At 38.1% G+C, this 24106-nt stretch carries 27 protein-coding genes; 10 read left to right on the top strand and 17 right to left on the bottom strand.

What is annotated here, in order from left to right:
* Window positions 1-51 precede the first annotated feature (51 nt).
* The 5 genes from MUW56_RS01320 to MUW56_RS01300 all read left to right on the top strand — a co-directional run bounded on the left by MUW56_RS01320 (window position 52) and on the right by MUW56_RS01300 (window position 4058).
* Entirely contained in the window at window positions 52-1557 is a 1506-nt protein-coding gene (locus MUW56_RS01320) for an NAD(P)/FAD-dependent oxidoreductase (protein ID WP_292011484.1), read from the top strand.
* Entirely contained in the window at window positions 1541-2377 is an 837-nt protein-coding gene (locus MUW56_RS01315) for a phytoene/squalene synthase family protein (protein WP_292011483.1), read from the top strand. The genes MUW56_RS01320 and MUW56_RS01315 overlap by 17 nt, the downstream gene beginning before the upstream one ends.
* Before the next feature lie 168 nt (window positions 2378-2545).
* Window positions 2546-2914, top strand: a complete 369-nt coding sequence (locus MUW56_RS01310) for a hypothetical protein (RefSeq protein ID WP_367118478.1) — start codon at window positions 2546-2548, stop codon at window positions 2912-2914.
* Window positions 2911-3363 carry a sterol desaturase family protein gene (locus tag MUW56_RS01305; protein WP_292011481.1) on the top strand — a complete coding sequence of 151 codons (453 nt, stop codon included), beginning with the start codon at window positions 2911-2913 and terminating at the stop codon, window positions 3361-3363. Before MUW56_RS01310 ends, MUW56_RS01305 begins: the two co-directional genes overlap by 4 nt.
* Window positions 3360-4058: a lycopene cyclase domain-containing protein gene (locus MUW56_RS01300; protein ID WP_292011480.1), complete on the top strand. Its 699-nt coding sequence runs from the start codon at window positions 3360-3362 to the stop codon at window positions 4056-4058. Before MUW56_RS01305 ends, MUW56_RS01300 begins: the two co-directional genes overlap by 4 nt.
* Before the next feature lie 105 nt (window positions 4059-4163).
* Here MUW56_RS01300 and MUW56_RS01295 read toward each other — a convergent pair whose 3' ends face one another.
* The 3 genes from MUW56_RS01295 to MUW56_RS01285 form a co-directional block, all read right to left on the bottom strand.
* Window positions 4164-4523 carry a prevent-host-death protein gene (locus MUW56_RS01295; protein ID WP_292011479.1) on the bottom strand — a complete coding sequence of 120 codons (360 nt, stop codon included), beginning with the start codon at window positions 4521-4523 and terminating at the stop codon, window positions 4164-4166.
* Between the two features lie 183 nt (window positions 4524-4706).
* Window positions 4707-4883, bottom strand: a complete 177-nt coding sequence (locus MUW56_RS01290; protein ID WP_292011478.1) for a hypothetical protein — start codon at window positions 4881-4883, stop codon at window positions 4707-4709.
* 195 nt (window positions 4884-5078) lie between these two features.
* On the bottom strand, window positions 5079-5243 hold the full coding sequence (locus MUW56_RS01285; protein ID WP_292011477.1) for a hypothetical protein: 165 nt from the start codon (window positions 5241-5243) through the stop codon (window positions 5079-5081).
* Window positions 5244-6470: 1227 nt separating this feature from the next.
* Between MUW56_RS01285 and MUW56_RS01280 the strand changes: the two genes are divergently transcribed.
* Window positions 6471-7100, top strand: coding sequence for a TetR/AcrR family transcriptional regulator (locus MUW56_RS01280; protein WP_292011476.1), 630 nt, complete (start codon window positions 6471-6473; stop codon window positions 7098-7100).
* A gap of 105 nt (window positions 7101-7205) precedes the next feature.
* Here MUW56_RS01280 and MUW56_RS01275 read toward each other — a convergent pair whose 3' ends face one another.
* From MUW56_RS01275 to MUW56_RS01260, 4 genes are read right to left on the bottom strand one after another with little or no spacing between them, the layout of a single operon-like run.
* Window positions 7206-8750 (bottom strand): peroxidase, FMP-type, encoded by a 1545-nt coding sequence (locus MUW56_RS01275; RefSeq protein WP_292011475.1) that lies wholly within the window; start codon window positions 8748-8750, stop codon window positions 7206-7208.
* A gap of 20 nt (window positions 8751-8770) precedes the next feature.
* Window positions 8771-10222, bottom strand: coding sequence for a ferritin-like protein (locus MUW56_RS01270; protein WP_292011474.1), 1452 nt, complete (start codon window positions 10220-10222; stop codon window positions 8771-8773).
* A 4-nt stretch (window positions 10223-10226) separates the two neighbouring features.
* Window positions 10227-12302 carry a GMC family oxidoreductase gene (locus MUW56_RS01265; RefSeq protein WP_292011473.1) on the bottom strand — a complete coding sequence of 692 codons (2076 nt, stop codon included), beginning with the start codon at window positions 12300-12302 and terminating at the stop codon, window positions 10227-10229.
* Window positions 12299-12745 carry a hypothetical protein gene (locus MUW56_RS01260; RefSeq protein ID WP_292011472.1) on the bottom strand — a complete coding sequence of 149 codons (447 nt, stop codon included), beginning with the start codon at window positions 12743-12745 and terminating at the stop codon, window positions 12299-12301. The genes MUW56_RS01265 and MUW56_RS01260 overlap by 4 nt, the downstream gene beginning before the upstream one ends.
* 521 nt (window positions 12746-13266) lie before the next feature.
* Here MUW56_RS01260 and MUW56_RS01255 point away from each other — a divergent pair.
* Window positions 13267-14586 (top strand): M20/M25/M40 family metallo-hydrolase, encoded by a 1320-nt coding sequence (locus tag MUW56_RS01255; protein WP_292011471.1) that lies wholly within the window; start codon window positions 13267-13269, stop codon window positions 14584-14586.
* Here MUW56_RS01255 and MUW56_RS01250 read toward each other — a convergent pair.
* Together MUW56_RS01250 and MUW56_RS01245 are read right to left on the bottom strand one after the other, a co-directional pair.
* Window positions 14583-14999 carry a RidA family protein gene (locus MUW56_RS01250; protein WP_292011470.1) on the bottom strand — a complete coding sequence of 139 codons (417 nt, stop codon included), beginning with the start codon at window positions 14997-14999 and terminating at the stop codon, window positions 14583-14585. The genes MUW56_RS01255 and MUW56_RS01250 overlap by 4 nt on opposite strands.
* Before the next feature lie 158 nt (window positions 15000-15157).
* Window positions 15158-15760, bottom strand: coding sequence for an NAD(P)H-dependent oxidoreductase (locus tag MUW56_RS01245; protein WP_292011469.1), 603 nt, complete (start codon window positions 15758-15760; stop codon window positions 15158-15160).
* A 115-nt stretch (window positions 15761-15875) separates the two neighbouring features.
* On the opposite strand from MUW56_RS01245, the gene MUW56_RS01240 reads away from it, so the two are divergent.
* Together MUW56_RS01240 and MUW56_RS01235 are read left to right on the top strand one after the other, a co-directional pair.
* Entirely contained in the window at window positions 15876-16235 is a 360-nt protein-coding gene (locus MUW56_RS01240; protein ID WP_292011468.1) for a helix-turn-helix domain-containing protein, read from the top strand.
* Between the two features lie 151 nt (window positions 16236-16386).
* The gene (locus MUW56_RS01235; protein WP_292011467.1) at window positions 16387-16983 is read left to right on the top strand and encodes a Crp/Fnr family transcriptional regulator; all 597 of its coding nucleotides are present in this window, start codon (window positions 16387-16389) and stop codon (window positions 16981-16983) included.
* Between the two features lie 72 nt (window positions 16984-17055).
* On the opposite strand, the gene MUW56_RS01230 is transcribed toward MUW56_RS01235, so the two are convergent.
* Window positions 17056-17904 (bottom strand): universal stress protein, encoded by an 849-nt coding sequence (locus MUW56_RS01230; protein WP_292011466.1) that lies wholly within the window; start codon window positions 17902-17904, stop codon window positions 17056-17058.
* 23 nt (window positions 17905-17927) lie between these two features.
* Window positions 17928-18377 (bottom strand): MarR family transcriptional regulator, encoded by a 450-nt coding sequence (locus MUW56_RS01225; protein ID WP_292011465.1) that lies wholly within the window; start codon window positions 18375-18377, stop codon window positions 17928-17930.
* Between the two features lie 322 nt (window positions 18378-18699).
* Here MUW56_RS01225 and MUW56_RS01220 point away from each other — a divergent pair, with 322 nt between their 5' ends.
* Complete coding sequence (locus tag MUW56_RS01220) at window positions 18700-19902, top strand: crosslink repair DNA glycosylase YcaQ family protein (RefSeq protein WP_292011464.1); 1203 nt, start codon at window positions 18700-18702, stop codon at window positions 19900-19902.
* Window positions 19903-19957: 55 nt separating this feature from the next.
* Here the strand turns inward: MUW56_RS01220 and MUW56_RS01215 are convergent, their stop codons facing one another.
* The 6 genes from MUW56_RS01215 to MUW56_RS01190 all read right to left on the bottom strand — a co-directional run bounded on the left by MUW56_RS01215 (window position 19958) and on the right by MUW56_RS01190 (window position 24051).
* On the bottom strand, window positions 19958-20179 hold the full coding sequence (locus tag MUW56_RS01215; protein WP_292011463.1) for a hypothetical protein: 222 nt from the start codon (window positions 20177-20179) through the stop codon (window positions 19958-19960).
* A complete protein-coding gene (locus tag MUW56_RS01210) occupies window positions 20119-20394 on the bottom strand; it encodes a hypothetical protein (protein ID WP_292011462.1) in 276 nt (91 codons plus the stop codon). Before MUW56_RS01210 ends, MUW56_RS01215 begins: the two co-directional genes overlap by 61 nt.
* A gap of 459 nt (window positions 20395-20853) precedes the next feature.
* Window positions 20854-21027 (bottom strand): hypothetical protein, encoded by a 174-nt coding sequence (locus tag MUW56_RS01205; protein WP_292015470.1) that lies wholly within the window; start codon window positions 21025-21027, stop codon window positions 20854-20856.
* Between the two features lie 85 nt (window positions 21028-21112).
* On the bottom strand, window positions 21113-22318 hold the full coding sequence (locus tag MUW56_RS01200; protein WP_292011461.1) for an MFS transporter: 1206 nt from the start codon (window positions 22316-22318) through the stop codon (window positions 21113-21115).
* Window positions 22319-22406: 88 nt separating this feature from the next.
* A complete protein-coding gene (locus MUW56_RS01195; RefSeq protein ID WP_292011460.1) occupies window positions 22407-23321 on the bottom strand; it encodes a helix-turn-helix transcriptional regulator in 915 nt (304 codons plus the stop codon).
* A gap of 214 nt (window positions 23322-23535) precedes the next feature.
* The gene (locus MUW56_RS01190; protein WP_292011459.1) at window positions 23536-24051 is read right to left on the bottom strand and encodes a hypothetical protein; all 516 of its coding nucleotides are present in this window, start codon (window positions 24049-24051) and stop codon (window positions 23536-23538) included.
* Between the last annotated feature and the right edge of the window lie 55 nt (window positions 24052-24106).

Genomic DNA, 24106 nt, shown 5'->3' with positions numbered 1-24106 from the left:
ATACAACAATAGATACCTGACCGGTCTCCCTATCCATTATAAAAAAGAATCATGAAAACAGCAAAAAGAAAGAAAATAGCAGTTATAGGCTCTGGGTTCTCCGGAATTTCTGCTGCTGCTTACGCGGCAAAATCAGGAAATGAAGTACATGTTTTTGAAAAAAATTCCCAGCCCGGCGGACGGGCAAGACAGTTGATGACAGAAGAGGGATATGTTTTTGATATGGGGCCCAGCTGGTACTGGATGCCGGATATCATCGAAGGGTTCTTCCAGGATTTCGACTGCAGATCCAGTGATTTTTTTGAGCTTATTTCCTTGAATCCTCAGTTTGAAATGATTTTTTCAGATGAAAAGATCTCTGTTCCTCAACATAATGATGATCTCCGCAACCTGTTTGAGCAAATAGAAGAAGGAGCCGCCAGGCAATATGATAAGTTTATGCAGTCTGCAAAATTTAAGTATGAAGTCGGAATGCAGGAATTTGTAACCAAGCCTTGTCATAGCTGGCTGGAGTTTGTTTCCCTGAAAATTGCCGGTAGCGCACTGCGGCTTGATTTGCTAACTAATTTCAGAAAGTATGTTGCCCGGTATTTTTCTGATCCGAAACTGAGATCTCTGATGGAATTTCCTGTTATTTTTCTCGGTGCCTCACCCCGGAATATTCCGGCACTGTACAGCCTTATGAATTATGGAGGCTATGGATTGGGTACCTGGTATCCAATGGGAGGTTTTTATCAATTGGTTCTGGCCATGAAGCAGGTTGCTGAGAAACAGGGTGCTGTATTTCATTTTAACCAGGCAGTGCAGAAGATTAATATTGAAAACGGGAAAGTGTCTTCACTTCTTATCAATGACAGGAATTATGAATTTGATGCAGTAATAGCATCCTCAGATTATCACCATACGGAAACACTGCTCCCCAAATCACTTAGGAATTATAATAAAGAATATTGGAGAAGCAAAACATTTGCCCCTTCCTGCCTGATTTATTATTTAGGGATAAAAGAGAAAATTCCAAATTTAAAACATCATACATTGTTTTTTGAAAATGATCTGGATAATCATATAGACTGTATTTATAAAAATAAAAAATGGCCGCGCAAACCATTATTTTATTGCTGCTCTCCCTCAAAAACGGATTCTGGTGTTGCCCCTGAAAATTGTGAAAACTTATTCTTACTCATGCCATTGGCTCCCGGGATCAATGATGATGAAGACATCCGGGAAAAATATCTGGAGGAAATGCTGATAAGAATTGAACGGCATACCGGACTAAAGGATATCAGCTCAAAAATAGAATATAAAAGGAGCTATTGTGTAAGTGATTTCATCTCTGACTACAATGCCTATCAGGGAAATGCTTACGGACTGGCCAATACTTTATCACAAACTGCAGTTCTAAAGCCAAAGATTAAAAATAACAGGATTTCCAACCTTTTTTATACCGGCCAGCTAACCGTGCCCGGCCCCGGGGTACCGCCCTCCATTATTTCAGGAAAGATTGTAGCCACCGAAGTAAATAATCTTAAAGTAAAAGAATATGAAAAAATTGTTTGATGAATTGTCTTACGACGTAAGCAAACGGACGACTCAGAAGTACAGCACGAGTTTTTCATTGGGAATATTAGCTTTGAAACCTTCCATACGTTCTGCTGTTTATGCGATTTATGGTTTTGTACGTCTGGCAGATGAGATTGTTGATAGCTTCCACACGTATAATAAAGAAAAACTGCTGAACAGATTAAAGACAGAAACTTACCATGCTTTGGAAGAAGGGATTTCCCTTAATCCGATTTTGCAGTCTTTCCAGGAGACTGTCCGCAACTACAGGATTGATAGAAAACTTATCGAACAGTTTTTGCACAGTATGGAAATGGATCTGCAGAAAATTGATTACGATTCAAAATTATACAACGAATACATCTATGGCTCTGCTGAAGTTGTTGGACTGATGTGCCTGCAGGTATTTACAGAAGGGAACAGGGAAAAGTTTGAAGAACTTAAACCGTTTGCAATGAAACTGGGATCAGCTTTTCAAAAAGTAAATTTTTTAAGGGATCTGAAGGATGACTACCACATTTTAGGACGGACCTATTTTCCCGGGATCAATATGGCAGTGTTTGACAATGCTGTGAAAGATCAGATTGAGAAAGAAATCGAAGCAGAATTTAAAGAAGCTTTAACAGGGATAAAAAAATTACCCGGCTCTTCCATGTTCGGGGTTTATCTTGCGTACAGATATTATCTGTCATTATTTGAAAAAATAAAGAGAACAAGTTCTCAAAAGATCTTACATAACAGAATCAGAATCCCCAATTCTCAAAAAGTATTCCTGGCATTTAAAAGCTATATACGCTATAAATCCGCTTATTTATGAGATGGTAAATACCATAGACGGAGCTTTTATTAAAAATTCTAACATAAACTTAAAAAACAAATAATGGTTTACCGGTTATATAGAGAGCAGCAGTTGAACTGTGACTTACAGACAGCGTGGAATTTTTTTTCATCGCCTCATAACTTATCAAAAATAACACCTAAGAGCATGAAGTTTATCGTTCTTTCAGACCTTGAGGAACAGCCTGTTTATGAAGGAATGGAAATCAATTACAAGGTCTCTCCATTACTTAATATCCCCATGTTCTGGAAAACAAAAATAGTACAGGTGGATGATCAGAAGAGTTTTACTGATTTTCAGGAAGCAGGACCTTATAAATACTGGAACCATTTTCATGAATTTATTCCAAGCGGAAATGGGGTTTTAATGAAGGATACTGTAGAATATGAACTGCCGTTTGGTATTGTAGGAAGAATTGCCCACTGGTTATTTGTGCGCGCCAAACTAAACAGCATATTTAATTTCCGATATAAAGTTTTGGAAGATTTTTTTAATCAAAAAAACCTGTTAAAATGAACCTGTTGATCGTCTTGCTGGTCTTTGTCTCCATGGAAGGAGCTACCTGGCTTATCCACAGGTACATTATGCATGGTTTTTTATGGGTACTGCATCGTGATCATCATGACCACAGCAATGAGGGCTCATTGGAAAGAAATGATTTATTTTTTGTCATCTTTGCTGCTCCAGCGATCGCTTTGCTGTATAGAGGAGTACAGCAGAACTTTAGTAATCTTTTTTTTATTGGCCTTGGAATCAGCCTGTACGGAATGGCTTACTTTTTTGTTCATGATATTTTTATTCATCAGAGGGCTAAAATTTTCACAAAAACTAAGAATCCATATCTTCTTGCCATCCGCCGTGCCCATAAGCAGCACCATAAGCACCTTGGAAAAGAAAAGGGGGAGTGCTTTGGTTTCCTGTGGGTTCCCATGACTTATTTTAAAATGTATTTTAATAAAAAATGATGCCTTATACCTATATTTTAATTAATTTTTTCACGGTTGTCATCTGCTTTTTAGCATCTTTTGACAGAAGAATAAAATTTAACAAACTTTTTGGTACCTACTTGCTCTCAGCTACAGTGGTCGCTATACCGTTTATTATCTGGGACATCTGGTTTAGCAGTATGGGGGTATGGTGGTTTGATACCCGCTATACGCTGGGTCTCGTCATAGCCGGGCTTCCTCTTGAGGAGTGGCTGTTTTTCTATTGTATACCTTTTGCCTGTGTTTTTACCTATTACTGCCTGGATCAATTTTTTAATCTTGCCTGGGCCAATGCTTTTAATACCCTTATTGTATTTACAGCGGTTATTTTTCTCAGCGTTGCAGGATTGTTGTATTATGATAGGATTTATACTTTATTAACTGTTATTGTAACGCTTGTAACGCTCTGCTATCTCCATTTTGTTGCCAGAAGAGAATGGATAGGGCAGGCAACTTTTACCTACCTGATTCTCATGCCTGGTTTTTTTGCTGTAAATGGTATACTGACAGGCTCCATCATCCAGTCGCCAGTTGTTAATTATAACCCTGCCGATTTCCTGGGAGTTAGGATGATTACTATTCCGGTAGAAGATGCAGTCTATGGGTACAGTCAGTTTTTACTTAATATCTATTGCTTTACAATTGCAAAAAAGTATATCAATCCTGAGCCATAGCCATATTTTTTACACAGATTACGTCTTTTCTGGGCTTCTGTGATTGTATAGTGGGCTGGATTAGATAATCGGCTGTTAAATCCTTGAAGAAAATCAATATCACAGTTAATTAAGTTGATAATTAACAATAACCAGGCTTAAAATGAAATGGACATAATCCTGTTCGGCTTCTTGCCTGTTGAGCAGTTTGTTTTTATACTCATAGGAATTCAGGACTTTTATCAGTTTCTGGTAAGAATCGAAAAGATCTCCTTTGACTTTGACCCTTCCATGACCTGCTCTCGTTTTAATAATATCATTGTCCAGGGTTCTGACTTTAAATAAAACATGACATAATCTGGGATGGGAATCCATGCGGCCCAAATATCTTTCCACTACATTAACCTTGAATGAATCGAATATGATTGTATTAAATACAATGTTAGAGTTAGGTTCCTGCGTATTAAGATCAAGTGTATAATTCATTATTTTATTTTGTACAAATTTACTCGGAAGCGGAAAAGAATCAAAATAAAATAGAAAGTAAACTTTTAAAATTTCATCTATGATTGTTATTGGTTTTTTCTATCATGATTGTATAAAGAAAAAGACCGGATGATAAAAGATCGGGAAAAATAAAAAACCCTCTGAAAAAGAGGGTTATATTCATTATGTACAAGCCTGGGTACTGCAATAGTTTCCGACAGGATGATAGCAGCATCTGTAGTTGTCATCCGGGCATTGAGAACCTCCACAAGCCGGTCCTGTAGGATCTAATCCTTCAACTGGGTCTAAAGGTCCCCCAGCCATTGTTTTTTTCAATTGTTTTCTCGTTAATTTTCTCATGTATTAATTTTTTATCGTTTGAAGTCTAAATATAACACGAATTGGTGATAAAACTGTTTAACATAATAAAATATCTGTAGTTAAGCCCAATTCCGGCTATTTAATGCAATCAATTTTTACAATTAAAAATATGAATATGACATGACCTTTACCTTTAAAAATAAAAAACCCTCTAAAAAGAGGGCGGTATTTTGATTAAGTACAAGCTCTTGTACTGCAATAATTTCCAACAGGATGATAGCAGCATCTGTAGTTGTCATCCGGACATTGAGCCCCGCCGCATACAGGGCCGATAGGGTCTGTCGGTAATTTGGCTCCTGCCATTGTTTTCTTCAACTGATTTCTCGTTAATTTTCTCATGTATTCATTTTTATCGTTTGAGATTCAAATATAACACATGTTGGTGATAAAAATATTTAACATAATAAAATATCAGCAATTAAGCAGGAGTATAAGATTTGATAACATTAGTTTTTAAGATATCGTTCCCGGTTCTTCTGCTAATGATGGAAAGCATCCGCAGTCTTAGTTGCGCTGGATAATCTGCGATCGGGATCAAGAAAAGTATGGGCCCCGGCAGGTAAATCTATTTTCTGAAATTAAAAACAGCATCATCAGAAATCCAATGGTGCTGTTACATTCAGTGTTTTTACCTTACTTGCTGGTTTTCGAAATTATCTTTTCATTCATTGTGCCCACAACAACATTTTTACGTTTCATTCCCTCCTCATTTTTTACGTTCTTAAACAACAGGATCATTTAACGGAGGACCACTCAGTTTTTACCTACTTTACAGCTTTAATTAATGCTGGGGCAGATTTTCCCGGCTGATCCTGCACGGAATATGGAAATTAGTTTTTTAACTTCGATTGTGTTTTTAATATAGGGAATGCTTATTAGTTTGTGCAAATATATGAAATAAGACACTTATTAGTGTCTAAAAATAATTGTTTTTTCCAAAAATATTTCTAACTGAATATTTAGTTGCTGATATACAGTGTTTTATTTTAAAAACAAAAAAAAGAAGTACCCTATGAATTTTAACAGGTTGGGAAAAATAACTTTACTGGTTCCTGAAAATAAAAGCAACACCTTAGATTTCTCATGGTGTTGCCTACATTTCATTCTATCAGCATTTAATATATGAAATGGTTATTAGTTTTTACAAATATATAAAATAAGACACTATGTAGTGTCTAAAAAACAAAAAATTTTATATTATTTTTTTAATTTTAGTTTAAATTATTGAAATACAGTATTTTGTATTCATGATCCGGACAGTGGATGAAGTAAAATAATTGAGTTTAATGTTTTACTTTCACGCTGGACTGCCTTTTTTGTGGATATATCCAGACCCTATTTTGATCAGCTGGAATGACTGATGTACCTTTTTCTGCAATGATTAGATAATCCTGCTGTATTGGTTTTACCTACTGATCGTGAGTGTAATATAGACCGTTCTTTTTATTCCTGGGCTGTATTCCTGCTCTTTGGAATGACCTAATTTTTGCAAATATATAAAATAAGACACTTATAAGTGTCTAAAATAATAAAAAATTTCATAAACTTGTATATTGAATATTTGTCATGGAAAGAAAATCAGCAGCTGGCAGTATCCGGAACAAGGAACGCAGCAAGAAAAAATTTTTAGATGCGGTTGGAAAAATTCTGAAAACGAAAGGATATGCAGCACTAAAGATCAATGATATCGCTGCTACTGCCGGAGTAGATAAAAAAATGATCTATACCTATTTTGGCGGAATGGACGGCTTGATGGACGAATATATCCGCTCACAGGATTTTTGGAGCAATGCGACACCTGATGAAACAATGCTGAATTTGAATGATGGAGGAAAATTACTTACAGAAGCCATGTTACTGGCACAATTCGATTATGTTCACTCCAATAAAGAGTTGCAAAAAGTATTATTGTGGCGCTTATCCGAATCCCGGAAATCACTCAAAAAGCTCACTGATCTACAAGAGGAAAACGGCGAAAATCTTTTCAAATTTATTGCAGATCCTTATTTTAAAGAACATGCGCAGGATTTTCGCGCAATATCGGCTATTCTGGTTTCGGGGCTTTATTACCTGAACCTGTATGCTTCTGTGAATGGCAGCGTTTTTTGCGGAATAGATATCAATACTGCTGAAGGACGGGAAAAAATCAAGAAAGCCGTCTCTTTTTTAGTGGATAAAACCTATGAAAATCTGTAGTATCCGGCAATGTATGGTATCTATCATGCTATTTTAAAACAAATCTCAATATAAACAAAAAAGAGGCAATTATTGCCCCTTTATTTTGTGTTACAATCAATAACATTAAACTTTATGGTAAGGACATCCGGCTGCCGGATCAGCCGTACTGCCAGTCACGAGATCAGGTTGTTTATTAAAAAACTGTTCTTCTATCACCTTTCTCTGATCTTCAGGAATATCTTCTAGCTTACGAAGGGTATTGACCTGGATGTGGGGCCAGCTTGTAGTGCCTCCGTCATTTCCGAAATCAAATTCGAAGAATACGATCTGCTCGTATTGCAGCTGAAGAATTTCTTTTCCATTTTCGATGACCGTTTCAATCCACATATCCATATCCACTTCAACAGTCGGAACAAAACGGTTGACAAACGGAACATTTAAAATTCCCCCCTGTGCTCCGGTCTTCATTTTAGATGACATTTTCACATGAACATAATTGCTGACTTCCTGGCCTCTTAGTGTATCACGGAGCCTTAGATCAGGCCGCACAGAATAAGGATATAAATCGTCTGCCAGTATCCGTTGGGTGTAGATCTTATTTGACCCCTTGTCATTATCGTCAGTGAGTGTTTCATGTACCCAGGCCGGTGCAGGCTGGTCAAGATCAATGATATCATCAGGCGTTACCCCTGCGTTCCCCATTGTACGTGAAATCGAAAGATGATTAGTCTCCCATGCCTCTTTACCATAAGGAAATTTAGGAGAACCTTCAATTAAATAGAAGGTGTTCTCAGAAATATTCTGAGGAGCAATATCTCCAAGTAAAGTAATAGTACTGCCATGAGGAATAACACCGCTTCTCGAAATAGAGTAGTCAGGAATAAAATAAGGACCATCAATTCCTGCTCCAGGTTTTAATTCCTGTGCCGGAATAATCTCATAATAGGGCTGCCCAGGCTGTAACTGGCTCAAAAGAATATATTTTTTTTCCTCCCCGTCCGGTGTTACCCTTACCAAAGGTTCATCTCTGTACTCACCCTTATAACCGTATTTTTCAAAATCCTCTTGTGAAAAAGCATGTATGCCACGGTCCCTTTCGATAGATTCCTTAGTTGCCGCATGATTATATACATCACTCAGCCATAGATACATCCCGTTTTCTTCATGGATAGGCGTGTATTGTAAAGCGTCTTGTCCCTGTACGGTAGTAACGCTCTTAATGCTTTGCTCGTATTTAACCGCTCCACAGAAAAGTTCACTGGCCCCGCCGCGGTTACGGACCCCGCCGGGAACAATAGAAAATGTTAACTTCTCAATATATTCCTCACAGTCAAAGGCGAATTTTCCGGGAATTGTCCCTGAATTGGTACCTGGTGAAGGCATGATCGTAGTATGCACTCCGCTTGCCAGTGATGGTTTGGTGACAGCTTTATTATAATTAACATTGTAACTTACCCATGTACCGTCCAAAGCTGCAAGAATCCCATAATCTACATTATTCTCTATTGCCTGCAGATTTTCTTCTCTGAACGGTCTCACCGGATCATCGATAAGAAGTTTTGAATAGCCGTCCATTAATGCTGCCAAAACACCTTTATCCTGAGCCGGCATTTTGCGGTATAACTGTTCTCCTCCCGCTTCGGGACTTTCTTTTTTTCTTTTAAGCATGATATATAATTTTATGGTTATCAATTGATGTATTCGAAAGTTGGCCCTGCATTATGCTGAGAATCCAGCGGCTGTTTCATCAGGCCAACAGCCTGTTCTTTCAGGGCATACATATACATGATGGATTTTTCAAGTTCTCTCTGATTTCCTTCCACAGCACTTTGAATAGCGTCTAATAAACGTCTGTATGTTTTGTTAAACTCAACTCCCTGTGCATAGAGTTCCTTGTTACCGGTATAATCTTCCAGCTTAGGATTGGGCTTCATAGGATAGGCTTCGTTCCAGTCTACAGGTAAATCTTTTCCTGTTGGTGGCGTAGTCACTGGCATCATTCCGTTTTCATCCATAAAAGATTCATACTTTCCTCCAAGATAGAAATGCTCATGGAAAACTTCTTTAAATCTGAAATAATGGGCCAGCTCCATACCTTCTTCAAACTGCGAAGGATCAACATCAAAAATAGAATCATCCGCTCCTTCACCCTGTCCTTTAATTTCCTGGAAAACGGCGATTACTCCGGCTAAAGCTTCCACAGAGTGTAATTTACCACCACTTCCGTAATACTGCTCAGGACGGATCTGTTTTGCAGGATCCCCTGTAAAAATTCCTCCGGTATTTAATTCATTGAAATCCTTCGGAAGGCTTCCATGTTCTTTGCAGTAAGCAATGATTTGGAAAATAACGATATAGAAGAATAAAACATCATAATACTCACCGATGGTATGTACATTTTCCATAATGAAACCCTTCATATTTTCAAGAGTCCAGAAATTGTTTTCCTGCACAGCTGTTCTTTGGGAAAATAATGCTGAAGAATCAGTTTCATGATCATATTTCGGGGCTTTTACCAAAGGCTTGCTCGGACTTTCAATAGCGATAAATGTAGCAATACTATTAGATGAGAAGGTTTCCAGGCCTATATAGAAATCAACATTCATCGGTAATTTCATCGGATAGGTAGGGTAGTTTTCCTGCTTATTGACGGAAGGTTGAATATCAATGGCATTCAGTACATTACACACCATGATCAGATGAAGCATTTCTTCTACGGCTACACTTCGTATGATTTGTGAAGCCAGAGCATTGGTTCCGTCTTTGATAGAGTATAAAGCTGTAAGATAAGGCGGAATTGTAGAGTGCTCAATAAGAATTGCCGTCTGTAAAAGATCCTGTAAAACCGGACGGTAATCTACATCGGTTACCCCTTTTTTAAATTCTGAAACTCCTGAGCCAAACTGAGATTCCAGATAAGTATTAAACTCTTCGGTCTGATCGTTTAGCAAAAGATGAGTCAATATTTTGCTGTGATGCTTTAATCCTTCAACCCAATCTTCTTTACTGAGTGTTGAATCAAATAATAAAGAAGGTAAAGAAACGGAATCGGAAACAACGGCGCTTCTGCCTGCCATTTTTGCTCCTTGTAAAAGAGTTTCCTGTGGTTGTTCTGTTTTATTGATAAGTCTTTGTCTCATGTTTTTATTTTTTAAGTTGGGTTTCAAGATCAGCAAGAATGGATTCTACTGAACGGATTGTGAATGCTGATAATGTTAAAGTAGGGTTTGAAGTTCCCAGGGTTGTCATATTTCCGGCTCCTACAATGTATAAATTCGAATGGTCCCAGGCTTTACAATAGCTGTTGGTTACAGAATTTTCCGCTGCAGAACCCATTCTGTGAGTTCCTACAATGTGGCCCGCTCCGTTGTAAGAATACCTCTCTCCGTTGTAAAACACAGAATTTTTATCTGCATCCGTATATTTTGTAAAATCCTGAATGCCCAATCTATCAAACATCTGGTCCGAAGCTTTTTTTGCCTGCTCCATCGCTTTCTTTTCGTAGTCTGTCAGTTCATAATGAATAACAGGACGTGGAATTCCAAGAGCATCCAGGTACTGATCATTAATAGTGACCCTGTTATTGGGATGTGGCAGCTGCTCGATCTCAAAATGGAACAACACCTGTTTTGAAAGCCTGTTCGTAAGCGCTTCTCTCAATTCTGATCCGAAAAGACCTTTGCCAATAAATTCTGCAACATCAGATCCGGGAGAAAATGCCGGCCAGCCCCAGCCCCAATTATCAAGCGGAGAGATCCATGCTGAAAATTCACCCCTGAAATTTCCGTCACGGAAAGATGAAATGTTCGTGGTAGAACCAGGGCCTCTGTATGGATAAACCGGTTCAGGGAACAGTCCCCAGGTCAGCATTACCATATGGTCCATCAGGTTTCTACCTACCTGGTCACTGCTGTTGGCAACGCTTTTTACAACGTCCTGATCCGTGTATTTGGAATTCAGTAAAATCTTTGGATTTTCAAAAGCATTTGCTGCCAGAATAACAATAGAATCCGAAGTATCAACCGCTTCTTCAACGAAATCGGTTTTCTCTTTTGAAATATACCTTCTCAGATGAACCTTGGAAATTTTCTCTTTATCATTCTGATCGACACTTAATCTGTAAACCACACTCTGGGCCTGTACCTGCATATAGGGATTACGCTTAAGATTTGCGTTCTCATTAAGTTTATACAATGCTTTTTTCAATGTTTTTAAAGCATTGTACTTCGCCTGGACAGGGCAGATCGGAACACATGAAGCATTTCCTTCACAGCGTTCTCCCATATACGGATTCCAGACAGCACCAAGAGCCTTGTATTCTTCTTTTTCAGAACTGTCTAACATCAGTTTGTACCCGGATCCGCTGGGTTCAGCTTTGATGATCTTTGTATTTCCGTATTTTGGATTGGGAATGGAATTTCTCCCTTGCGGAGAAGGTACCAGCAGTAAAGGAATCTCTCCCGAGCTTAGCTTTACACTTGTACCTTTGAGACCTTCAGTGATCTTATGATCCATATAGCTCTGAGGAATTTCTTCCATCGGGAAAACATACTTTCCATAATATTCTTCTGAACTTTCAGAAATAGGATATTCCTGCCTTGAAACATCTCCTGAAACCCCGATTTCAAATTCGGCCATTTCATAATAAGGCCTTAATTCCTCGTAATCTATAGGCCAGTTGATGGATGTTTTTTTGTCTGAATCCGGCTGATCTATTGCAATGCCGTATTTTTCAGTAAGCTTAAAGTCATTCGGAAGCATTCTTGGGGTAGTTCCCAGCCAGTGAAGGGTAGTTCCGCCTCCTACTCTGATGGCGTCACTTGCAAACGGCATCGGCCCAAACTGAACGAGATATCCTTTTTTACCCGGAAAAGGGGGAGTGATCTGTTCCATATCGAGAACATTCGGAGAAGGAGCCTGCTTTAAATTAGGATAGGGTGAGTTGGGAACTTTAGCTTCCTCCATAAAAAAAGTGCGCATATATTCATTATACGTGGTCATTGACGATACAGAATCCAGCTCCAGACCGGCTTCTAATCCAGCTTCGTACATGAGTATTGATATTTCACGGATATTATCCGATTTTCCTGCATCTGCACGGTGGATCATCTTTCCCTTTGTTATATCAAACACATGATCAGTCAGTAATTTTGCGATGAGTGATCCTGCGATCCCCGTTCCTACGATGATCACATCCTTTTTATTATTGATTGGGTTCATGAGTTGCTGTTTACAGGTTTAATATTCCACGATTTGTAGCCCGGTTGTTTTGCTCCGGGTGGATGGGAGTGCATCAGGTTCCAGACAAGACCTTCTTTGTAAGAAAGATCATTGATATAAGCTCCTTCCCAGGTTCCCAGATACCACATGGTGATCACTTTTCCGGCCATATCATTCATTCCGGGGTCGGCTATAATCCCGGATTGTATGGCATTTCTTAATTGATGTTCATCGGAAGAACTTTCAAGTATATTTTTAGAGACTGTAAGGAATTCTGCGAAAGTAGCAGCTTCTAAGCTTTTTAGAATGTATGTGTAATAGGTTTCTGCCAAACCTGTAGACTGCAATTCATTTACCGTGAACCCGGCAAGCGCTTCCGAGATAGACATAAATACGTCGAAATAATAATCATCGACGTTGAGGATTTTGTTAATAATATTCATTTCGTTAAAAATTTTGGGTTAGATATCTTCAACTCCCTTTCAGCAGGAGGCTATCATGCCTTTGATCTATAGCTGCCGGATTTTTCAGATAAGGTCTCTTTTCTCAGAAATGATTGAATGTTTTTCAGGCGATCCATAGTTCTTAGTTTTTGTTTACTCAAAATTAATCAGTTATTGTTGGATGGCCTTCAGTATTTCTACGTAATTTTTGAAGGTGTTTAAAAAAAATACTTAGAAAAATGCTTTAAATAAAGGGATTGTAGAGATCCAATTTTCACATAGTTTAGAATTGTTTTAAATAATGTGGTAGGAAATTGTTTTATTCAGAATGCATATCAGGAGATGCCTATATTCGAAAATAAAACGCTGAAATTGGGCAAGGTGTAAATGTTTTTTAGGCTTAAGGATGAAATAGCCTTACCTTAGACATCAGAGAAATACTATATAACAATAGTACGTAATGAAATAAAAACAATAGTTGTTTCTGGAAATAACCCTGATACAACCCATTACTTCAAACCATGAAAAAACTTGCTTTAACTGTACTATGTCTGATCTTTTCTGCACTTTCTGCACAAGGATTGAACAGCAAAACAGAGGTGGATGTCCAATCTTCCCATAATATACAGAAACAATCAATACATCAATCTGTTCAACTCGAAACAGACAGAATATTTAATAAGTTGGTTAATATCAGGAGAAATTTTCATGAAAACCCGGAATTGGCGGGTGGGGAAAAACAAACTCAGGAAAAAATTAAGCAATATCTGCTTGATTTAGGTTTGGAAGTCCGGACGGATGTTTACGGGTATGGTGTTGTAGGAATCTTGAAAGGAGATAAGAAAGGAAAGAAAATAGCCTGGAGATCGGATATGGATGCACTCCTCAATGATAATTCTGATCCGGAGGCTTTCAAATCGAAAATTAAAGGAGTTCAGCATGGCTGTGGCCATGATCTACATATGGCGATTGGATTGGGAATTGCTGAAGTTCTTGCAAAGAATAAAAAATCCTTGAAAGGAACAGTATATTTTATATTCCAGCCTGAAGAAGAAACATTCAAAGGAGCAATAGGAATGTTGAATAATGGTTTGCTTTCCAAAATAAATCCTGACGAAATATACGGATTACATGTAACCGCTATACCGGCCGGGCAGATCATGGTGAAACCGAATGAAATGTTTGCTTATCAGAAGAAAATAAGAGTTCAGTTAAAAAATGAATTATCTGAAGAAGAGACAAAAGGGTTAACAAAGAAGATCAGTAATTTTTTATTCCGTATTCATCCCGGAACTAAGCCCTGGGAAATACAATCTATTGTTGATCCTAAAATCGGATTGACAAATCCCGATACTATTTTCAAAGATTATCTTTTCACGGATGGAAAATTTACTGCCTATTCTAAAAATAATGAGTTTTTTCTTGAAACGTATCTGTATGAGACGAATTCCTCTGATTTAGATAAAATAATTCCCGGAGTTCAGAAAATCATTAAAGATAGCGGTTATCAAAATCAGCTTCTTTCCGTTTCATTTGTACAGGGAAACCCAACAGTTATCAATGATGAAAAATTGACCAAATCAGCTACGGAAATCCTTCAGAATATCTATGGTAAAAATACGATTGCCATAGATTACGGCCAGGTCCCGTTTTTCAATGATGATTTTTCCTATTTTCAACAAAAAATCCCCGGAGTTTACTTCTTTCTGGGTGGATCTAATTTTGAAAAAGGAATGATTGCCATGAATCATTCCTCGGATTTCCAGGTGGATGAGGAAAGTATCAGAACCGGAATAAGAAGCTTTGCATCATTAATTATAGAACGTCTTAACAGGAACTAACCTTTCACTGCAATCGCATCTATCTCAAACAACATCCCGGGTAATGCCAGCTGGCTGACAGGTATAAGGGTACTTGCAGGTAAAAATGAAGGATTCCATACCTTTCCGGCCTCTTCAGCCCATATAGCCAGTTTTTCCTGGCTGTGATTTACGATTAAAAGGGTGATTTTAACGATATTGTCAAAGGTCATCGCGTGGCTTTGCAGTACGATCCTAAGATTATTTAAAGCATCCCGGACCTGGGTTTTAAAATCATCAGCCAGCAGATGCTGTTCTCCCACACCGCCGCTCTGCCCGGCTATAAAGCACATCTGGAAAGGAGATTGTATTGAAATACTGTGGGAAAAACCGTAGGGAGCAGGATTAAATAGTTCAGTAGGATTAATCAGTTGAAGTTGTTTGTAATTTTTCATAATCTTTCTTTTTAATGCTGTAAAAATGAGAGATAAAAAATGAAAAAGGCTTTACATATGTTGAGAAAAATATTCCTTTATTTATGTAATATTTCTTTTGAAAACGATGAAATCCCAGTATAAAAAATGCTGCTCATAAAGAACAGCATTTTTAATTTTTACTCTACAACAATGCTTTCAATTCCCTTTTGCAGAGCCGTTTCCTGTATAACGGGAACCGAAAGTCCTTCCGCACGGAAAACAGAAATATCCGTCATTCCCATAAAGCCCAGCGTTTGTTTAAGGTAAGGGACCACAAAATCATAAGCCTGTCTTTCTCCCTCAGAGTAAATTCCGCCACTTGAAAAAGCCAGATATACCTTCTTGTTTTTAACCAGTCCTTCAGGTCCGTTTTCGCTGTAACGGAATGTAACGCCTGCTCTTGCAATATGATCAAGCCATGATTTAAGGGTAGACGTGATACTGAAATTATACAAGGGTGCTTCAATAACAACGATATCCGCTTTCTGCAATTCTGCAATCACGGTATCGGACAGTGCTACAGACTCCAGCTGCTCCGGCGTACGGTGTTCGGCAGGGGTGAAAAATGCATTGATATGCGTTTCTTCCAAGTGCGGAAAAATAGGATTGGTTAAATCCCGTTTTTGTAAAACACTGTCAGGATACTTTGCCATAATTTGATCTATAATAGCATTTCCCAACTTTTTACTGATGGATGATTCGCTTCGCGGGCTTGAAATAATATGAAGTACCTGTTTCATTTTTTATTCTTTTTAAAATTTGACAGTTCAAAATTATCTATATTTACTAAACAAAATATAGTAGTTACCGAAAGGTTAGTAATAACTTTTAGGTTAGTAATTAAAAAAAGTAAAAATGGAAGAAGAGAAATTAGTGTATTCACAGCCGCAATGTACCACTCATTTATCAGCGACTGAAGACGCTTTATATGTCCTCGGCGGCCGCTGGACGATACGGGTAATGATTGCTATTTTGGGAGGCCATACACGGTTCAACGAGCTGCAAAGAACCATACAGGGTATTTCAGCAAGAGTATTGTCCAGTGAGCTGAAAAAACTTGAAGTCAATCATTTGGTAGAAAGAACAGTTCTTATTGATCAAAAACCTGTATTGGTAGAATATATTCCTACAGAATACAGCCGGTCATTGAAAGATGTGATCTCTGCGTTGGCGGAATGGGGAGTAAAACACAAAAAGAAAATCACAACGCCATAAGACAAAAAATTCAATTCTGCCATTCAAAACCACAGATGTCAGCATTGAAAAAGCAGCCCATTCCCACAGCCCGACAAATTTTATTTTTGTGGTATTTGATAAGTTGCATCATTCCTTATACTTACTTAATTTTACTTAAACTGATGATAAGATGATTATATGTGAAGACTTATTATTTTCTCAAGGAGCCAAACTGGAAAAATACAATTCTGCAGACTATGTTTTTCAGGAAGGAACCCCTGCCAGATACTACTGGCAAATAAAGAGCGGAACCGTGAAAGTGAACACTTTTTTAGAAGATGGAAAAGAGTTTGTACATGGATTTCCTTTTGATGGGCACTGTATCGGGGAGAGCTATTTGTTTACAGATCATCATTATGCAGTAAATGCCGTTGCGGTAACCAGCTGTGAAATTATTAAGATGCCGAAAGGTAAATTTTTAAATATCCTATTGGAAAAGCCTGCCTTAATGTTTGAACTGAATAAATATACAGCGGACAGGCTTCATTTCAGATATATGATTTCCAGCTTTCTGGCTATTGCAGACCCTATTGTAAAATTGGAAAAACTATTCAGCCATATTAAAAACTATTTTGGATTTGAGGAAGTGTATTCTTTTGTGATTCCTTATACAAGACAGCAAATAGCTACTTTAACCGGCCTGCGTGTGGAAACCGTGATTCGGTATGTCAAAAAAATGCAGGAACAAAATCTTGTTAAGCTTGATAGTTCTAAGATTTACTATTAAGACTCAAAGAGTGAATAGAACCGTTTTTTACTCTTCAAAAGATAACCAACATCGTTCACAGCCTTGAAAGTATTATTTTAATATTAAAACAGGCTGATTGGTATTTTGGTAAATGCCCTCGGAAATACTTCTGCTGGCTAAATAATAGAGAAAACTGTGCCTTCCGGGTAAAGCAATAATAAGATCTGTTTCATTTGAGGACGCGAAATTCAAAATCCCGCTGATGATATTTTCGTCATAAGAATAATGAATACTGCTTGGAATCTCGGTTAAATGCTGATGAATATATTCTTCAAGCGCTCTCTTTTTATCGGGGCTGATATCGCTGCCTTCTTTAGTGTTTATATTTAAAAAAAGCAGCTGTACATCTTTCTGCCGGATAACAGACTGATGATGAAACAGCCTTTCAAGGGTGGCAATGCTTTTTACATCACAGGGAATAATAATCTTTTTAACAGGAGTATAAGTATAATGATCAGGAACAATTAATGTCTTTACAGGACTTGTTCTTGCAATACTTATAATATGGTCTGAAACAAAACTCTCATTTGAAGATGCCTGGTCATCACTTCCCAGGATAATCAGTTCGATGGAAGGCTGATTTTTTAAAACCTCATTAACACTTCTGGTAAGAGCCCAGTCGCTTACTATTCTTGAAACCTTGATATGAGGTGCCTTTTCCGCAATCATCTTACTAAGCTGATCCAGTAATAGGTCCGTTCTTTTCAGCAGGCTGTTGACATTTTCTTCATTAACGAAGGAATGGCCTTCTGCAATATGCAGGTAGTCAAATTCAGATTCACCGACTGTTTTTAAAAGGACAATGTGTTCATAATCATAATGTTTTGCCCATTCTGCAGCGAGTTTTACTGCATTTTCTGTGGTAGATGTAAAGTCGATAGGGACAAGAATAGTTCTCATATTGTATTATTTTTGGATCCTTATTATTCTAGGCTGACTGTCATTTTTTTTACTAAAAGAAGAGCATGGCTGATCTCATCTTTGCCAAGGTCGCCTGCTGCTTTTTTATAAAGCTCTAAAGCCCATGGATAAATTGTTTCTACAATTTCCTTTCCTTTGGGAGTCAGAAAAATCTGCCTGTTTCTCCGGTCATTTTCATATTCAACCCGTTCAGCCAATCCGCGTCTTACAAGGCTGTTGATCAGATACGTGATGCTTGATTTGTCCTTATTTACCTTATTTCCGATTTCCTGCTGGTTGATGCCGCTGTTGCGTGAGATGATCCCCAGGATCTCAATCAGTTCAAAAGAAAGATCCGGATCATATTCATTGATTCTGGTCTGAATCTTTTGCCGCAAACGGCTTTTCATTTCGCTCATTGCCCAGCCCAGTTCCAAGGCCAGTTCTGAAATATTATTGTGTTGTACAGACATATATTTTATAAAAATAACGGGCAGGGCTGAATCAATGAAAATTATATTTAAAAAATTCTATACCATGACTCAGCATAACAAATATAGTGAAAATTAGTTTTAATTAAAACTAATTAATCATAAAAACGGAACATTTTTAGACCCATTTTTTTATGCTATGAAAAGGAATTGCTGAAGGACAAAAGACTTTTAAGCAACCAAAATGTGCTACCTCAGGCAAAAATGTATACATTTGTTGAAGTATAATACAAGGAAAAAATTTCTTATTCTATCATGCTGAAAAGAAGGTAGGCAATGATCAGATCGCTCCGGTACAGTAAATATGAAAAATAAATGGACCTTAGAACAACTTCAGTTTGCCACATTGGAAAGCCAGGGGCTAACGGAACTTACTCCATTTGGAACGGGTAAAAAAGCCGTTCTGAATGCTTTGGAGCATCTTGGATATGTACAGATCGATACACTGTCAATTGTGGAGCGGGCACATCATCATACTCTTTGGACCAGGATCCCGGATTTTCAAACAGGCTATTTGGAGGAGCTGGTAGAAGAGCATACAATATTTGAATACTGGTTTCATGCTGCTTCATATCTGCCGATGCAGGATTTCCGTTATGTACTGCCTCAAATGAACCATGCCAGAAAAAGTAAATCTCACTATTATAATGCTGACAAAAAGGTGATGCAGTATGTCATGGATATGATCCGTATTGAAGGACCTCAAAGAGCAAGAGATTTTGAAACGGAAAGTAGCAAAACAGGCAGCTGGTGGAATTGGAAACCTGCGAAATTGGCCCTGGAAAGACTTTTTATGCAGGGGGATCTGATGATTTGCGGACGCAAAGGGATGCAGAAGATGTATGATCTTACTGAAAGAGTATTGCCACAACATATTTCCACTACAGAACCTGATCCCATTGAATTTGCAGAATATTTGATAAAGACTTGTCTCCGCGCCTATGGATTTACTACATTAAAGCAAATAACCCATCTCCGGACCGGAAATCTGTTAAAAATAAATGTCAGTAAGGTTTTAAAGTCAATGCTTGAAGAGGGAAGCATCATCCAGGTTGATATGGAAGGGCTGCCTCCTGTTTTTGTTCAGAATAGTCTCCTTGAAAAAACAGTGGAATTTTCCAATTCCCATGTCCGGCTGCTGTCTCCGTTTGATAATTCAATCATTCATCGTGACCGGATCAGGCAGGTTTTCAATTTTGATTTCCGGCTTGAATGTTATACCCCAAAAGAAAAGAGACAGTATGGCTATTTCTGTCTGCCCGTTCTGTTTGGAGATCGGTTTATAGGAAGGGCTGACTGTAAAGCTCATAGAAAAGATAAACAATTTGAACTGATTCATTTACATATCGAAGATTCCGGTATGAGTACAGAATTATGGCTTGAACCTTTTGTGGAGACCCTAAAACGTTTTGCTGTCTTTAACGGCTGTGAATTGCTAATGCTGACAAAAGTAAGCCCTTCAAAACTGACAGCAGCAGTCAGGGAAGCCCTGTATAAACAAATGTAAAAATTTAACCACCATTCGATACTACTGAAATTAGCCTATTGAATGACGGTGAGAATTATTTTCCTGTACTACTCTCCAGAACGATATTTTTAATCACTGCTTCTTTGTAGCTCCAGAATTCACTGTTTTCAGGCATCTGGTTTTCCAGGATGATCAGACTGGTATCAACAGAAGGGAAATAAACGTTGAGGCAGGTAAAGCCGTCTCCCAGGCCGGTTACCCCAAAATAATCCAGCCCTTTTTCCCTGATAATTCTGACATTGTAGCCAAATCCCATACTTTCTTTTCAAAATCTTTATAACCGTGTGCTTTTATATATTTTATTTTCCCTCCCTGAGAGACCAGAACAACGCCATTGAACTGTATCGCAGAAGAGGCTGTCACAACGCTGTCGATCTTTTTGAAGTAAGGAGTTGCTTCCTGCGCATGTATGATGATACTGAATAATGAAGCAATGATGAAAGGATATCTGTTTTTTTTCTTGAATATCATAGTACTTTGTTTTGTGGTAATCAAAGGCTGCTGCTTTCCGGGTATTTGCTTTCAGTTCCGGAACCCGGCAGATAACGGTACAATAATCTGTAAACGGCATATTATTTTTTGATGAGGCTTATTTACTGAACACTGAATAAGGAACAGGCCCATAATACCGGATAGTAAGAGTTTCAGCTCATTTTTTGTTCTAGTGGCCGTCCATGATGCCGGAAGGGTAGGTATTCGTTTTTTTGAAGTCATCTCTTTCCTTGTCTGTTGTCGAATAAAAACAGGATCCTGATTTTTAAAGATGGACTAATTTAATAAAAAAACGGAAGGATTGATATAAAAGTCATTCATCCGGGGATAGGATGATGATCAGGGCAGAAAGCAAATGCTTCTGCCTGAAATTCGGGATTCCTTTATTTGCACAAAAATCCCCGGTAAGTGCCGGGGATTATAATTTGTTATATAAAGCTATTTCTTATACTGGCCGGGAGCATAAGGTTTAGCCGATTTCGATCCTGTCACTTTTTTTACCTGTCCCGGAGGGAGGCCGTGATTACCGTTAGGTTTCAATACCGGCGCACAGGAAAATACAAACGATCCTAACAGAAGGATAAGGCCGACCTTTTTAATGGTATTCATCATTTTTCTTTTTAAGGTAATCATTAAAAAAATGTGCCAAATGCTCTTAAAAAAATAATATTTAGCAATGCTGTAATCAAAACAGGGATCAATTCACTGCTTTTTCTTTTTTTACAGCCTGGTTCATCACAAGGATTATTCCCAGCAGGAAAAGAGCAATGATAAGATAGCGCCACGACAATCCTTTCTGTTCTGTTACAGTTCCGGTTACAGAAATAATAAAACTTGTAACAGAGGTGATAACGTACACCAATCCGCCCATTAATCCACCTGCCGTACCTGCATTTTTAGGAAAATACAACATACTGGTCGTAAAAAACGAAGTAAACAGAATTCCCGAACAGATATGAATAAAAAAGGCAAAAGGAATCATAATGAAAAGGCTTTCTGCAAAACTGCTGGTGATGATCAGGGCAGTAATCAGGATCAGCTGCAGAAGAATAGGCTGAAGGATCCTTGGCTTAAAATCCAGGGTAAGCCTCCGTTTTCCGATGAAACCTCCGATCATCCAGGAAAATCCCAAGATCAGGGTGCAGTATCCAATCACTACAGGGGTAAAATGAAAGGTGTTTTCAATGATAAAAGGCCCTGTAATATTGAATAGCATCACAATGGAATAGCTTAATCCCAGGATAAAAATTCCCAGCATGAAAATCCTGTTTTTAAGCATCATCTTGTATAGGCTGATATTTTCACCAAGATCAAGTTTCTTTTTCTCAGGAAGACTTTCACCACTGAAGAACCATTCGAATAAGAATAGGAATCCCGCATAAAAAGCCAGAAAATAGAAATTGGCATGCCAGTTGAAAAGCTTTTCAAGATAACCGCCGAGGAAAGGAGCGAGAATAGGGCCACATGACCATACAATGGTAAAATAGCTCAGGTAATGTTTTACTTTTTCAGCATCATAAATATCTACGAAAATAGCACGGGTAGCGACCACCAGTACCGAAACGGCGGCCCCCTGAAGAATTCGGAGCAGGCAGATCAGTAAAATACTGTTGGTCATGGTGATCAAAATACTGCTGATTACCAATAAGAATAAAGCAAGTAATTTGGGCCGGTAGCGCCCTATACTGTCAAGGATTCCCCCTACAAACAGTTGGGAAATACCATAACTCAGCAGGTAAGAGGTGAGGGTAATTTGGATGTCTTTTTCTGAAACCATCATTTCCTTGGCCATAGAAGGGAATGACGGCAAATAGATATCTGTGACAAACCCCGAAAGCGGGATAGACACAAATGCCATAATGGTTATTAATCTGATACGCTGTTCAGATGCTTCTCTCAACATATTCATTCTTTTTTACTATGCAAAAATAGTTCAAGAAATGCAAAAGTGAATTTTAAAAGACAAAGTAAAAATTACAAAATTCAAATATTTAAACTGAATTTTTAAATTTTAAAGGTGAAGTTCGGGCATGCTTTTTAAAGAAATTATTAAAGTGGGAGGGCTGCTCAAATCCTAAAGTATATCCTATCTGTGCAATATCCCAGTTGGTATATTTCAACAAATTTTTAGATTCTTCAAACATCTTGTCCTTAATGATCTGGGTGGTCGTGAGATTGGTCACTGATTTCACAGAAGAATTCAAGTGGTTGACATGTACATTAAGATGATCAGCAAAATCGGAAGGGGTTTTTAAAGCCAGTGGATATGCAGGAGAATCCAACGGGAACTGCTTATTGAGCAGCTCATCAAATAGCCGATACAGACGGATGTTGGCCGGAAGTTCACTGGGATTGATGTCTTCTACTCGGTTTTCCAGCGCCAGATGCAGAACCGATGCCAGGTGGCTTTTGATACTGCTGCAGCGGAACGGATAGGCTGAATTATTCATTTTGTACATCTGGTCAAAATAAAGCGTTGCCAGCTGAGTCTGCTCTTCCGTTAAAAAAACAATAGGCTTGCTCCATTCTTTGAACAGGGAAGTTTTTTTAAACAGGTTGAATTCTGAATTTCCGTTAAAAAACTCCTGGTTGAAAAGGCAGAAATACCCATCCTGGAAATCACTTTCGCACTCCCAGGAGTAGGGAATGCTGGGGGAAGGGAAAAATAATGCCGGACGGTCTATATACAACTGATGTGCACCATAATGAATGGTGCCTTTTCCTATGATAAAGCTGATCTTATAATAATCACGGCGGTTGTAAGGGCTCTTGAAGCTGCAGTACTTCCGCATGGAGATATTGAAATGGGACTTTCCAGTTTCAAAATCCTCGGAATCAAACATTTTAATCTCGTCCTTACGGATGCGTCTGTAATAATCTTCTATGGTTTCCAGCTGATCACTCATTGCGGTAAAATTATAAAAATCAAAGATACATAAACGGTTACAATTTAAAATTATTTTCAATGAGAAGTAGAAATGGGGATTATAGTTTCCTTCAATAGGACCGGGCAAAATATAGAACTTTATTCAGTACAGACATTCATATACGATCCCAAAAACACAAGTTTTCCCCTATTTCTTTGCTGAGCTATAAGGGAAAGTATTCCTCTAACGAAAGCTAACTTTTATTAATCTCCATTTTTAATAGATGCGACGGAAGCTGAAAAGGTCCTGACCGGGTATCGGAAATTGCGGTAAAGCCGGATTCTTTTAAAAACTCAAGGAGCGGATCATGAGACAACATGTTGATCCATATTTCATCCGTAAAACTCACCGCAGATCTGCATTTTTTCCAGAGTGATTGTCTTGTTTCCGGTGAATCAAACTCAGGAAGAATAACAAAGCTGATTTCTGTAGCTCTTTTTCCGTCAGCTATTCCGGGGTATAGAGAACCGCTTTTTATAATACTGTATCCAATAGGCCGTTGATCTGCATACGTTATGATAAGCTGATTGGAAAGATTATTCAGTTCGTTGATCATCTTTCTCGGGTCTATTCCGTGTTCAATGTATTGTTTGATGTCTTCCTCAGAAACAAATTCTTTGTACAACGCATAAACCGAAGAATCGATGATGGTTATAAGATCAGAAATTCCGTCTTCAGAACCCACTGTAAATTTTGAAATGATCTCCATAAATCTTTTTTTTATTCAAAATTATAAGATTAATTTATTTAAAAGGGATACAGTT

Origin of the sequence: Chryseobacterium sp. (assembly GCF_022869225.1) — a bacterium.
Classification (GTDB): Bacteria; Bacteroidota; Bacteroidia; order Flavobacteriales; family Weeksellaceae; genus Chryseobacterium.
The sequence above is the reverse complement of the archived record's forward strand: the minus strand, read 5'-3'. Positions and strand labels throughout refer to the sequence as shown.

Excerpts from the sequence above, each read along its gene's own strand:
- MUW56_RS01295 (WP_292011479.1), bottom strand. The coding sequence starts at position 4,523 with ATGAATTATACACTTGATCTTAATACGCAGGAACCTAACTCTAACATT.
- MUW56_RS01205 (WP_292015470.1), bottom strand. The coding sequence starts at position 21,027 with ATGATGAATACCATTAAAAAGGTCGGCCTTATCCTTCTGTTAGGATCG.
- MUW56_RS01310 (WP_367118478.1), top strand. The coding sequence starts at position 2,546 with ATGAAGTTTATCGTTCTTTCAGACCTTGAGGAACAGCCTGTTTATGAA.
- MUW56_RS01320 (WP_292011484.1), top strand. The coding sequence starts at position 52 with ATGAAAACAGCAAAAAGAAAGAAAATAGCAGTTATAGGCTCTGGGTTC.
- MUW56_RS01215 (WP_292011463.1), bottom strand. The coding sequence starts at position 20,179 with ATGGGATTTGGCTACAATGTCAGAATTATCAGGGAAAAAGGGCTGGAT.
- MUW56_RS01260 (WP_292011472.1), bottom strand. The coding sequence starts at position 12,745 with ATGAATATTATTAACAAAATCCTCAACGTCGATGATTATTATTTCGAC.
- MUW56_RS01245 (WP_292011469.1), bottom strand. The coding sequence starts at position 15,760 with ATGAAACAGGTACTTCATATTATTTCAAGCCCGCGAAGCGAATCATCC.
- MUW56_RS01300 (WP_292011480.1), top strand. The coding sequence starts at position 3,360 with ATGATGCCTTATACCTATATTTTAATTAATTTTTTCACGGTTGTCATC.
- MUW56_RS01250 (WP_292011470.1), bottom strand. The coding sequence starts at position 14,999 with ATGAAAAATTACAAACAACTTCAACTGATTAATCCTACTGAACTATTT.
- MUW56_RS01265 (WP_292011473.1), bottom strand. The coding sequence starts at position 12,302 with ATGAACCCAATCAATAATAAAAAGGATGTGATCATCGTAGGAACGGGG.
- MUW56_RS01285 (WP_292011477.1), bottom strand. The coding sequence starts at position 5,243 with ATGAGAAAATTAACGAGAAATCAGTTGAAGAAAACAATGGCAGGAGCC.
- MUW56_RS01270 (WP_292011474.1), bottom strand. The coding sequence starts at position 10,222 with ATGAGACAAAGACTTATCAATAAAACAGAACAACCACAGGAAACTCTT.
- MUW56_RS01255 (WP_292011471.1), top strand. The coding sequence starts at position 13,267 with ATGAAAAAACTTGCTTTAACTGTACTATGTCTGATCTTTTCTGCACTT.
- MUW56_RS01190 (WP_292011459.1), bottom strand. The coding sequence starts at position 24,051 with ATGGAGATCATTTCAAAATTTACAGTGGGTTCTGAAGACGGAATTTCT.
- MUW56_RS01210 (WP_292011462.1), bottom strand. The coding sequence starts at position 20,394 with ATGATATTCAAGAAAAAAAACAGATATCCTTTCATCATTGCTTCATTA.
- MUW56_RS01235 (WP_292011467.1), top strand. The coding sequence starts at position 16,387 with ATGATTATATGTGAAGACTTATTATTTTCTCAAGGAGCCAAACTGGAA.
- MUW56_RS01275 (WP_292011475.1), bottom strand. The coding sequence starts at position 8,750 with ATGCTTAAAAGAAAAAAAGAAAGTCCCGAAGCGGGAGGAGAACAGTTA.
- MUW56_RS01225 (WP_292011465.1), bottom strand. The coding sequence starts at position 18,377 with ATGTCTGTACAACACAATAATATTTCAGAACTGGCCTTGGAACTGGGC.
- MUW56_RS01240 (WP_292011468.1), top strand. The coding sequence starts at position 15,876 with ATGGAAGAAGAGAAATTAGTGTATTCACAGCCGCAATGTACCACTCAT.
- MUW56_RS01315 (WP_292011483.1), top strand. The coding sequence starts at position 1,541 with ATGAAAAAATTGTTTGATGAATTGTCTTACGACGTAAGCAAACGGACG.
- MUW56_RS01220 (WP_292011464.1), top strand. The coding sequence starts at position 18,700 with ATGAAAAATAAATGGACCTTAGAACAACTTCAGTTTGCCACATTGGAA.
- MUW56_RS01195 (WP_292011460.1), bottom strand. The coding sequence starts at position 23,321 with ATGAGTGATCAGCTGGAAACCATAGAAGATTATTACAGACGCATCCGT.
- MUW56_RS01305 (WP_292011481.1), top strand. The coding sequence starts at position 2,911 with ATGAACCTGTTGATCGTCTTGCTGGTCTTTGTCTCCATGGAAGGAGCT.
- MUW56_RS01230 (WP_292011466.1), bottom strand. The coding sequence starts at position 17,904 with ATGAGAACTATTCTTGTCCCTATCGACTTTACATCTACCACAGAAAAT.
- MUW56_RS01290 (WP_292011478.1), bottom strand. The coding sequence starts at position 4,883 with ATGAGAAAATTAACGAGAAAACAATTGAAAAAAACAATGGCTGGGGGA.
- MUW56_RS01280 (WP_292011476.1), top strand. The coding sequence starts at position 6,471 with ATGGAAAGAAAATCAGCAGCTGGCAGTATCCGGAACAAGGAACGCAGC.
- MUW56_RS01200 (WP_292011461.1), bottom strand. The coding sequence starts at position 22,318 with ATGTTGAGAGAAGCATCTGAACAGCGTATCAGATTAATAACCATTATG.